Below are 12,153 nucleotides of genomic sequence, written 5' to 3' on the forward strand. Positions count from 1 at the left end.
AGCTCTTCAAGTCACACATTGTCTAAAAGTCTTGTTTTTTCTTTGTTAATTGAAGTTTATTGGGTCAACATCAACCGTTAGTTTCATTCCAGCTGGAAATTTGAATTTTTCAATGACTTTTGAGAGGGAATTTTGAACCTTTAGAGATTTTCGACCCCTGATCAAAAGTCTTACTCTAAACCTTCTTTTTAATCTAAATATAGGTGCATTTACAGGACCTAGCACTCTACCATCAACAGCACTTTCTATAAAACTTTTAAATTTATAAGCCTCTTTTTCAAGTTCTCTTTCATTGTTACCAGTAATTATTAAGGCAATGAATCTTTGAAACGGTGGAAGGTTATTTTCCCTTCTAATATCAAGTTCTTTATCTAAAAAAATATCAGGATCTTTATTGGTAATGTCTGTTATCATTTTGGTATTTAGATTGTAAGTTTGAAAATAAACAGTTGCTGACTTTCCTGTTCTTCCTGCTCTACCTGAAAGTTGATGATATAATTGTAAATTCTTTTCTGCACCTCTTAAGTCATGACCTTGTGATGATAAATCGATATCAACAACAACAATACAATTTAAACTTGGAAAGTGAAATCCTTTAGAAATTAATTGAGTTCCAATTAAAATTTGAATTTTATTATCTATAATTTTTTCCAAAATATCTGCTGAACTTTTTTTATTCATTGTATCGCTAGAAAATATTGATGTTTCCTTGTTGGGAAAAATTTTTTTTACTTCTTCTGATATCCTTTCAACTCCAGGCCCACTAAAAATAAAATCACATTTTCCTTCTTTCGAGCAGTCCCTATTTAGTAAAGCTTTGTATCCGCAGTAGTGACACAATAAATTTTGTTTGTTTTTGTGATAAACCAAATTTATTGAACAATTTGGACATGAATAACTAGTAAAACATTTTTTACATAATACATGGGGTGAAAATCCTCTTCTATTTAAAAAAAATAATACTTGATCTTTTTTTTCAAGATGAACTTTTACTTTCTCAATTGTTTCTTTAGATATCCAGGATTGAGATTCAAGTTTGGAATTATTTAGATTAATTATTTCATATTTTGGCAAAGATGCATTTAAATATCTTTGATCAAGTTTTGATAAACTATATTTGCCTTTTTTAATATTGTCATAAGTTTCAATAGAGGGTACGGCTGTTATTAAATTAATTGGAATATTTTCAAAGGATGCCCTAGAAATTGCCATATCTCTTGCATTATAAGTTACTCCCTCATCTTGCTTATAAGATTGATCATGTTCTTCATCAACAATGATTAATCCTAGTTTTTTAAAAGGTAAAAATAATGAAGATCGAGCACCAATTACAACTTTAATTTTATCATTTGCTATTCCACTCCAAATAATTTCTTTATTTTTTTTTGTAACACCTGAGTGCCACACAGCAGGCTTGAAACCAAAAAATTCTATAAATTTATTTTGAAATTGTCCTGTTAATCCGATTTCTGGTAATAGAATTAACCCCTGAAAACCCTTATTAATTATCTCTTTTAAAGCTTCAAAATAGACCATTGTTTTACCTGAGCCGGTAGTGCCTTGTAAAACATGAACTCTAAATTTTTGATTTAATACATTCATTTTTTTTAATGAATTTTTTTGCTCTTTAGAAAGTTTTATTTCATTTTCTTTGATATCAATTTTAAATGGCTCATAAGCTTCAATTGGTAACTTTTCTATGGCGCCACTACTTAATAATAACAATTTTAATGCCATACCTTTAGGGGTCATATTGTATTCAGAAAACCAATTTAAGAATTTAATTGTATTTTTCTTTAATGGTGGAACATCTAATTTTCTTAAAACTTTTTTAATAGCAAAATTTTTGTTGGTTTTTTTTTCAAAGTCATCCCATACAACTCCAGTCACCTCTGACTTTCCAAAAGGCACTACCACGTAGTCTCCAACCTTTAAATTTAAATCTGAATTATAGGTAAATGGATGATTAAAAATATTTGGTATAAGAATCGGTACTTTCATATTTTTATAATATGAAAATACTTTAAGAGTGTATTGCTCTTTTATCTACTGATAAAGCTGCTTCTTTTACAGCTTCTGAGAATGTTGGATGCGCATGACACGTTCTTGCAATATCTTCAGCGCTAGCACCAAACTCCATTGCTACTCCAATTTCTCCAATTAATTCACCTGCATGAGGTCCAATAATATGTGCTCCTAAAACTCTATCTGTTTTTTCATCAGCTAAGATTTTCACAAAACCTTCTGCTTCATCAATTGCTTTAGCTCTTGAATTTGCCATAAATGAAAATTTACCAATTTTATATTTAGTATTTGCTTCTTTTAATTGTTCTTCTGTTTTCCCAATTGAAGCAACCTCTGGTGTTGTATAAACAACTCCAGGAATAATATCATAATTAACATGTCCTGATTGTCCTGCAATATTTTCTGCAACTGCAATACCTTCGTCCTCAGCTTTGTGAGCAAGCATCGGTCCATCAATTACATCTCCAATAGCATATACATTCTCAATATTTGTTTGAAATGTTTTGTCAGTTTTAATTCTTTTCTTTTCATCTAATTCAACACCAATTGCTTCTAAATTTAAGTTAGTTGTATTAGGTTTTCTACCAACAGATATAAGAACTACATCACAATCAAAATCTGCTTTTTTTCCATCTTTATCTGATGTTGAAACTATAGCACCATTAGTATTTTTTTTAATTCCTTCTACTTTTGTCTGCATATGAAAATTAATTCCTTGTTTCTTTAATATTTTCATAAACTCTGTAGATATTTCTCTATCCATACCAGGAGTAATATGCTCTAAAAATTCAACCACATGAACCTCAGCACCTAATCTAGACCAAACAGATCCCATCTCTAACCCTATATAACCACCACCAACTACAACCATTTTTTTTGGCACAGTTTCTAAAGTTAATGCTCCTGTTGAAGATACAATTATTTTTTCATCAAATTCAATACCTGGTAATGCAACTGGAACTGACCCGGTGCTAATAACTGTTTTATCTGTTTCAATTATAGTTTCTTTTTTTTGATCATCTAATATTGAAATTTTATTTGCAGATTTAAAGCTTCCGGTACCCTTAAAGTAAGTGACTTTGTTTTTCTTAAATAAAAATTCAACACCCTTAGTTAAAATTGTTACTGCTTTGTCCTTGTTTTGCATCATTTTTTGAAGATTAAGCTTTACCTCACCCACCTCTATGCCAAGTTTAGAAAAATTTTGCGCCTTATGATAATTTTCAGAAATATTTAACAAGTTTTTTGAAGGTATGCACCCAACATTTAAACAGGTTCCACCTAATGAGCCTCTTGATTCTATACATGCAGTTTTAAGTCCTAATTGTGCTAATCTTATCGCACACACATAACCTCCTGGACCACCACCTATTACTACTGCTTGAAATTTATCTGACATTTAAATATTTAAAAATAACCTTCTTGGATCCTCTAAATTTTCTTTAACCATTTTTAAGAATGATACTGACTCTTTTCCATCTATAATTCTGTGATCATAAGATAAGGCAAGATACATAATAGGTCTAATTTTAATCTCACCATCAACTACCATTGGTCTTTCGACTATATTATGCATACCTAATACACCAGATTGAGGTAAGTTTAATATTGGAGTAGATAACATTGAACCATACACTCCACCATTACTAATTGTAAAAGTTCCACCCTGAAGGTCTTCTATGGTTATTTTTCCATCTCTCGCTTTTTCAGAAATAGTTTTAATATTTTTTTCAATATCAGCAAATGACAATTGATCTGCATCCCTTAATACTGGTACTACTAATCCTTTTTCAGTTCCTACTGCAAAACTCATATTATAATAATTTTTATAAATAATTTCATCTCCATCAATTTCAGCATTAACTGATGGATACATTTTTAGTGCAGCAACACATGCTTTTACAAAAAATGACATGAACCCTAATTTAATTCCGTACCTGCTTTGGAAGTCTTCCTGGTTCTCTTTTCTCATTTCCATTATGCCAGTCATATCAACTTCATTGAAAGTTGTTAATAATGCTGCATTTTCTTGTGCTTGTTTTAATCTTTTTGCAATTGTTTGTCTAAGCCTAGACATTTTAATTCTCTCTTCTTGACCATATTTAATTTTTCTTTCTGATGGTTGAGGGTTCTCTCCCATCATACTAATTAGGTCACCTTTAAGAACTCTACCCTCTTTACCAGAGCCACTAACTTTTTTTAAATCAATTTTATTTTCAACTACAATTTTTCTTACTGCTGGTGAAAGTATTTCATTATTATTATTTGAAGAATTAGTTTTCTCCTCTTTAACCTCATTGGTTAATACCAATGGCTCTTCCTCTTCAGGTTCTTTAAAAACTTTAGGAGCTTCTTTTTTAATTTCTAAATTAACTACATTATTTTCTGTTTTCTTAGGTTCAATTTTTGTAATTATCTTTTTTTCAGATGGTTGAGCTCCATTTTGACTTATCATACCAAGAAGAGCACCTACTTCGACTGTTTCTCCATCTTTAGAATTTATTTCGGACAAAACCCCATCAATTGGAGATGGTACTTCTAAATTAACTTTATCAGTTTCTAATTCTACAATTGCCTCATCAGCTACCACTGTATCGCCTTCTTTCTTAAGCCACTTAGCAACTGTCGCTTCAGTAATGCTTTCTCCAAGAACTGGTACTAAAATTTTTTCACTCATTTTTATTCAAAAACCTTGTTAATAATTTCTTGCTGTTGTGAAATATGTCTTTTTGCAAACCCTGTAGCTGGAGACGCGTCTGGACTTCTTCCTATATAAGAAATTTCCTTATTATTAGCGTTAATAGTTTCTAATGTCCATTGTATATAATCTCTTACAGAAAACCATGCTCCCATATTTTTTGGTTCTTCCTGGCACCAATAAAATTTAGCATTTTTTGCATACTTTTTGATTTCTCTAACTAAACTTTTAACTGGAAAAGGATAAAGTTGTTCAACTCTGTACAACACTACATCGTCTTTCTTAAGTTTTTCTCTCGCTTCTAGTAGATCAAAATAAACTTTTCCTGAACATAAAATTACTTTTTTTATTTTTGAGCTTTCTTTTAATTTTATAAATCCATTTTCTTCATCTAGTGCGTGATCCCATAAGATTCTGTGAAAAAAAGTATCTTTATTAAAGTCTTCTATATTGGAAACACAATATTTATTTCTTAACAAAGATTTTGGAGTCATTATTATTAATGGCTTTCTAAATTCTCTATGCATTTGGCGTCTTAAAGCATGATAATAATTTGCAGGAGTTGTGCAATTCAATACTTGTAAGTTATCATTTGCGCATAGTTGTAAAAATCTTTCTAGTCTTGCTGAAGAGTGTTCTGGTCCTTGGCCTTCATATCCATGAGGTAAAAGCATTACTAGCCCAGATGCTCTAGTCCATTTTCTTTCTCCTGATGCAATAAACTGATCAATAACTACTTGTGCTCCATTTGCAAAATCTCCAAATTGTGCTTCCCAAATAGTTAAAGTATTAGGTTCAACTAAACTATATCCATACTCAAAACCTAAAACTGCTAATTCTGATAAAAAACTATCAACTATTTCGTATCTCATTTGATTTTTTTTAATATTATTTAAAGGTATATATCTAGAGTTGTCTTCTTGATTCCTCAAAACTGAATGTCTTTGACTAAATGTTCCTCTACCAGAATCTTGTCCAACTAATCTTACTGGATAACCTTCTTCTAACAATGATCCAAATGCTAGTGCTTCAGCGGTTGACCAGTCAATACCTTTTCCATTAGATACCGATGCTTTCCTAGCATCTAAAATTTTAACAATAGTTTTATGTAATTTTAATTTTTCTGGAGTTGCATTAATTTTTTCAGAAATTTCTAAAAGTTTTTGTTGATCATAGCCACTTACACCTCTTTTATCTTTTCCTCTTTCTGGTTTATATCTTGACCATGTTCCCTCATACCATTCTATTTTTGGTTTATAGTCTTTTGCATTTTTATATTGATCATCAAGCAAATTTTTAAAATCTGTTTTAAATTTACTTAACTCACTTTCTGAAAGTGTATTTTCATTTACTAATTTTTTCCCATACAGCTCAACTGGTGTGGGGTGAGACCTAATCTTTTTATACATCAATGGCTGTGTAAAAGAAGGTTCGTCTCCTTCATTATGTCCGAATCTTCTATAACAGATCAAATCAACCACTACGTCTCTATTAAATTTTAATCTAAATTCTGTTGCAATCCTTGTTGCATAAACAACTGCTTCTGGATCATCTCCATTCACATGAAGTATTGGAGCGTCTACCATTTTTGCAACATCAGATGGATATGGTGATGATCTTGCGAATCTTGGGCTTGTAGTAAAGCCTATTTGATTATTAACAATAATATGAATTGTACCGCCTGTATTATGGCCTGGTAAACCAGACATAGCAAAACATTCAGCCACAACTCCTTGTCCAGCAAAGGCTGCATCTCCATGTATCAGAATTGGTATAACTTTATTTCTTTCTTTATCTTTGTGAAAAAATTGTTTTGCTCGAGTTTGTCCAAGTACCACAGGATTGACTGCCTCTAAATGTGAAGGGTTATCTGTAAGACTAACATGCACAGAATTGCCATCAAACTCTCTATTTGATGATGCCCCTAGATGGTATTTTACATCTCCTGCACCTTCTTCCCCTGATGTTTGAATATCTCCTGCAAATTCATTAAATATTCTTTTGTAAGATTTTTGTAATACATTTGCTAATACATTGAGTCTTCCTCGATGAGACATACCAATTTTGACTTCTTTAACTTCAGCTTGCCCACCAATTTTAATTATTTGTTCTAGTGCAGGTATTAAACCTTCTCCCCCATCTAAACCAAATCTTTTTGTTCCCACATATTTTTTATGTAAAAATTTTTCAAAACCTTCTGCTTGAATTAGTTTCATTAAAATAGCTTCTTTACCATTTTTCGTAAATTGAAGAGAGTTCTCATCTTGCTCAATTCTATCTCTAAGCCATTTTCTTTCTGTTGGGTTTGATATATGCATATATTCATAACCAATTGGACCACAGTAAGTTTTATTTAGGAAATTTAATATTTCTTTTATAGTAGAGTGTTCTTTATTAATTACACCATCTAAGTAAATTTTCTCATCATAATTTTCTTTTTTAAATCCATAATGCTCAGGATGAAGTTCGTCTAGATATTCTGTTTCCATCATCCCTAGAGGATCAAGCTTAGCTAATAAATGTCCTCTTTGTCTATATGCTCTAATTAATGCAACAGCTCTAATTGAGTTAATATTACTTTTGACTAAATCTTTTGAATTAACTTTTGCAATGTTGCCTTCATTAGAAAGTTTTTTTTCATCTTCTTCAATCCTTTTTTCAACTTCATCGATATCAATTTTTTTTTTTATATTCCATGATGGACCATTAATTTCTTTGGCAATCATACTTAAATCTTCACTCATACCCTCAAAATAATTTTTCCAGCTTTCAGGAAGATCTTTGTCTTTATTTATAAACTTTAAATACATTTGCTCTATAAATGCACTGTTAGACTTGCTAAGAAATGAAGTTTTTTCGAATTCGAGATTTTTTGATGATGACATCTATTCTATTGATATAATATCAGATAAATAATTTTCAATTAGATAATTTATTAAATAATGTTTTGCCAAGTTCTGATGGTGATTTTGCAATTGTAATTCCACATTCTTCCATTTTTTTTATCTTATCTTCTGCTCCGCCCTTACCACCTGAAATAATAGCTCCTGCATGACCCATTGTTCTTCCTGGAGGTGCTGTTATTCCAGCAACAAATCCAACCATAGGTTTTTTTATTTTATGATTTTTAACAAATTCAGCTGCTTCTTCTTCAGCAGAACCGCCAATTTCACCAATCATAAGAATAGATTCCGTCTCAGCATCATTTAAAAATAAATCTAAACAATCAATAAAGTTTGTTCCATTTATCGGATCTCCACCAATTCCTATACAAGTAGATTGTCCTAATCCATTTTCAGTTGTTTGTGCAACTGCCTCATAAGTTAAAGTTCCTGATCTTGAAACAATTCCCACAGAACCTTTCTTGTGAATGTTTCCAGGCATAATTCCAATCTTACATTCATCAGGCGTAATTATTCCTGGACAATTAGGTCCTATCAATCTGCTTTTTGAATTATTTAACTTTTGTTTTACACGAAGCATATCTTGAATTGGTACACCTTCGGTAATACAAACTATAAGCTCAATGGATGCATCAATTGCTTCTATAATAGCTGCTGCTGCAAATTTTGCTGGCACATAAATCATAGTTGCATCAGCGCCAACTTCTTGTTTTGCTTCAGCTACAGTATTAAATACTGGACGGTCAAGATGTTTTTGTCCTCCTTTTTTAGGAGTAACTCCACCCACAAGATTAGTTCCATATTTTAATGCTTGTTCTGAATGAAAAGTTCCATGTGTACCTGTAAAACCTTGGCATATAACTTTTGTATTTTTATCAATTAAAACTGACATTCTATTTTATAGCCTTAACTATTTTTTTTGCAGCATCATCTAAATTTTCTGCTGAAATTAATTTTAATCCTGAATTATCTAAAATTTCTTTTCCTTCTTTAAAGTTTGTTCCTGCAAGTCTAACTACTAATGGAACACTTATATTTATTTCTTTGGCAGCATCAACAACACCTTGAGCAAGGACATCACATCTCATAATTCCCCCAAAAATGTTTATTAATATGCCTTTAACATTTTTGTCCGAAAGAATAATCTTAAGAGCAGCTGAAACTTTTTCTTTTGAAGCTCCTCCTCCAACATCTAAAAAATTTGCTGGCTCTTCACCATATAATTTAATTATATCCATTGTTGCCATTGCAAGACCTGCTCCATTGACCATGCAGCCAATGCTTCCATCTAGCTTTATGTAAGCAAGATCGTGTTTACTCGCATCTATTTCTGTGGGATCTTCTTCATTTAAATCCCTAAGCTCGATTATTTCAGGATGTCTAAATAAAGCATTAGAGTCAAAATTAACTTTTGCATCTAAACAAATTATTTTTTTTTCTTTAGTTAATATTAGTGGGTTAACTTCAACCATGTTGGCGTCTGTACCTAAAAACATTTTATATACTGATTTTATCAGTGCTATTGCTTGTTTTTTTGCATCATCTGCTAAAGCATAAATTGCAATTATTTTTTCACAGTCAGCATCAGAAATTTCATCAGTAATATCTATTTTAGTTGTTATAATTTTTTCTGGAGTTTTTTCTGCAACTTCTTCAATGTCCATTCCACCTTGATCGCTGGATATAAATACTATTTTTGAACTTGCTCTATCTACTAAACAAGATAAATAAAATTCTTTATCAATATTAGAGGACTCTTCTACATATAATCTTTTTACTTCTCTTCCTGCTGGGCTAGTTTGATGTGTTACGAGTGTTTTTCCAAGCAATTCTTTTGCAGCAACACTTAATTCATCAATTGTGTTTAAAATTTTTACACCTCCAGCTTTACCTCGTCCACCAGCATGAATTTGTGCTTTTAAAACAAATTTTTCTGTTTTTAATGATTTTGCTTTTTCAATCAACTCATCAACTGTAAAAGCAAAAACTCCTTCAGGAACTACCGCTCCATATTTTTTTAAAATTTGCTTGGCCTGGTGTTCGTGAATATTCATTATTTAGAAAGATCTGGATCTATTTTAGATGCAGCTTCCCATAATGCTTTCACAGCATCTATAGAGTGCATAAATTCTTTTTTTTCTTTTTCATCTAAATCTATTTGCTCTATTTTTTCAACACCATCTTTACCAATTATTACTGGTACACCAGCATAAACATTACTAACTCCATATTCACCATTTAAATGAACTGCACATGGAAGTAATTTTTTTTCATCTTTTAAATATGCTTCTGCCATTTGTACACCTGAAGCTGCTGGCGCATAAAATGCAGAACCTTTTTCTAAATATTTAACAATCTCAGCTCCTCCATCTCTAGTTCTTTGATTAATTTCTTCTAACCTTTCTGGAGATATTTTTCCTTCTTTAACTAAGTCTAATAATGGTTTACCTGAAACTTTTGTGAATCTTGGTAGGGGAACCATTGTGTCTCCATGACCTCCCATAACCATTGCTTCAATTTCTTTTACCGGAACATTAAGCTCTAGGGATAAAAATAATTTAAATCTTGAGCTGTCCAAAATTCCTGCCATTCCAACTACTTTATTTGCTGGTAAGCCTGAAAATTTTTGAAAGGCCATCACCATAACGTCTAGTGGATTTGTAATGCATATTACAAATGCATTGGGTGCATTTTTTTTAATACCCTCTGCTACTTGTTTAATAATTTTTAAATTAATACCTAATAAATCATCTCTGCTCATTCCTGGTTTTCTTGGAACTCCTGCAGTGATTATTATTACATCTGAATCTTTTATATCTTCATAATTGTCTGTACCTGAAAATTTTACATTAAAACCATCAACAGAGGAAGATTGAGCTATGTCTAGAGCTTTTCCTTTAGCTATACCACTTGCAACATCAAAAAGTACCACCTCATCAGCTACTTCTTTAGTTCCTATTAAGTGAGCAAGAGTGCCCCCAATTTGACCTGCTCCTATTAAACATATTTTTTTCATTTCTCTCCTTATTTCATTGTTGGCATGACAAATTCTGCATTAGATCTTATTCCAGAAGGCCATCTTGATGTTACTGTTTTAAGCTTTGTATAAAATTTAATTCCTTCAGCTCCGTGCATTGCACTATCTCCAAATAATGATCTTTTCCATCCACCAAAACTATGGAATGCCATTGGTACAGGTATTGGAACATTAATTCCAACCATACCAACTTGAATTTTACTAGCAAACGTTCTTCCAGCATCACCATCTCTTGTGTAAATGCTTACTCCATTACCATACTCATGGTCGTTAATTAACTTTGTTGCTTCTTCAAAAGTTTTAACTCTTATGACTGATAAAACAGGTCCAAATATTTCTTCTTTATAAATTCTCATATCCTTTTTAACGTGATCAAATAAACAACCCCCTATAAAAAAACCATTTTCATATCCTTGAAGTTTTATATTTCTTCCATCAACAACTAATTTAGCACCTTCTTCAACTCCAAGATCAACATAACTTTTTACTTTTTCTAAATGTTCTTTGGTAACTAGTGGACCCATCTCAGATGTTTTATCCATACCAGGTCCTACTTTTAATGCTTCAGCTTTTTTTGATAAACGAGCAACTAGCTCATCACCTACATCTCCTACAGCAACTGCCACTGATTGTGCCATACATCTCTCTCCTGCAGACCCATATGCAGCACCCATTAATCCATTTACCGCACCATCAAGGTCACAGTCAGGCATTACAACTAAATGATTTTTTGCACCACCTAAAGCTTGAACCCTTTTTTCATTTTTTGCAGAGTTTTCATAAATATATTTTGCAATTGGTGTTGAGCCAACAAAGCTTACAGCTTTGACATCTTTGTTTGTTAAAATTGCATCAACAGCTTCTTTATCTCCATTAACAACATTAAAAACACCATCTGGTAGTCCTGCTTCTGTTAGTAATTCTGCTAATCTTAGTGGGCAAGATGGATCTTTTTCTGACGGTTTTAAAATAAATGTATTTCCACATGCAATAGCAATAGGAAACATCCACATTGGCACCATTGCAGGAAAATTAAAAGGTGTAATTCCAGCAACAACTCCAAGTGGTTGTCGCATAGACCAACTATCTACATTTGTTCCTACATTTTCTGAAAATTCTCCTTTAAGTAAATGTGGAATCCCACACGCAAATTCAACAACTTCTAGTCCTCTTGTTAAAGAACCTTTGGCATCTTCATAAACTTTCCCATGCTCTGAGACTATTAACTTTGTAAGTTCATCGGCATTTTTTTCTATTAACTCTTTAAATTTAAACATTACCCTTGCTCTTTGAAGTGAAGGTTTTAAAGACCAAGTTTCAAAAGCTTTTTGGGCTACTTCTACAGCTTTATCTAGATCAGTTTTACTGGCTAATCTTACCTCAGACTCTTGTTCACCAGTTGCTGGATTAAAAACTTTACTTTTTCTGTCAGAAGAGCCTGAAATTAGCTTTCCGCCAACAAAATGTTCTAATAAATTCATGAATGGTGT

At 31.8% G+C, this 12,153-nt stretch carries 8 protein-coding genes; all 8 read right to left on the reverse strand.

The genetic code is table 11. The annotated features are described in order from the left end of the window. Positions 1 to 45: 45 nt before the first annotated feature. From priA to AC5SLN_RS06085, 8 genes are read right to left on the reverse strand one after another with little or no spacing between them, the layout of a single operon-like run. Complete coding sequence (priA, locus tag AC5SLN_RS06050; protein ID WP_494593241.1) at positions 46 to 2,001, reverse strand: replication restart helicase PriA; 1,956 nt, start codon at positions 1,999 to 2,001, stop codon at positions 46 to 48. A 22-nt stretch (positions 2,002 to 2,023) separates the two neighbouring features. After that, positions 2,024 to 3,424, reverse strand: coding sequence for a dihydrolipoyl dehydrogenase (gene lpdA, locus AC5SLN_RS06055; RefSeq protein WP_494593243.1), 1,401 nt, complete (start codon positions 3,422 to 3,424; stop codon positions 2,024 to 2,026). After that, complete coding sequence (gene odhB / locus AC5SLN_RS06060; RefSeq protein WP_278386707.1) at positions 3,425 to 4,702, reverse strand: 2-oxoglutarate dehydrogenase complex dihydrolipoyllysine-residue succinyltransferase; 1,278 nt, start codon at positions 4,700 to 4,702, stop codon at positions 3,425 to 3,427. A 2-nt stretch (positions 4,703 to 4,704) separates the two neighbouring features. Beyond that, positions 4,705 to 7,608: a 2-oxoglutarate dehydrogenase E1 component gene (locus AC5SLN_RS06065; RefSeq protein ID WP_494593245.1), complete on the reverse strand. Its 2,904-nt coding sequence runs from the start codon at positions 7,606 to 7,608 to the stop codon at positions 4,705 to 4,707. Positions 7,609 to 7,642: 34 nt separating this feature from the next. Next, positions 7,643 to 8,518: a succinate--CoA ligase subunit alpha gene (sucD, locus tag AC5SLN_RS06070; protein WP_011281561.1), complete on the reverse strand. Its 876-nt coding sequence runs from the start codon at positions 8,516 to 8,518 to the stop codon at positions 7,643 to 7,645. 1 nt (position 8,519) lies between these two features. Next, positions 8,520 to 9,680, reverse strand: coding sequence for an ADP-forming succinate--CoA ligase subunit beta (gene sucC, locus AC5SLN_RS06075; RefSeq protein ID WP_494593247.1), 1,161 nt, complete (start codon positions 9,678 to 9,680; stop codon positions 8,520 to 8,522). After that, positions 9,680 to 10,642 (reverse strand): malate dehydrogenase, encoded by a 963-nt coding sequence (gene mdh / locus AC5SLN_RS06080; RefSeq protein WP_494593249.1) that lies wholly within the window; start codon positions 10,640 to 10,642, stop codon positions 9,680 to 9,682. The genes sucC and mdh overlap by 1 nt, the downstream gene beginning before the upstream one ends. Before the next feature lie 8 nt (positions 10,643 to 10,650). Further along, positions 10,651 to 12,144, reverse strand: a complete 1,494-nt coding sequence (locus tag AC5SLN_RS06085) for a CoA-acylating methylmalonate-semialdehyde dehydrogenase (RefSeq protein WP_494593251.1) — start codon at positions 12,142 to 12,144, stop codon at positions 10,651 to 10,653. Positions 12,145 to 12,153 lie beyond the last annotated feature (9 nt).

It is taken from the genome of Candidatus Pelagibacter sp. PS_31 (assembly GCF_059417865.1).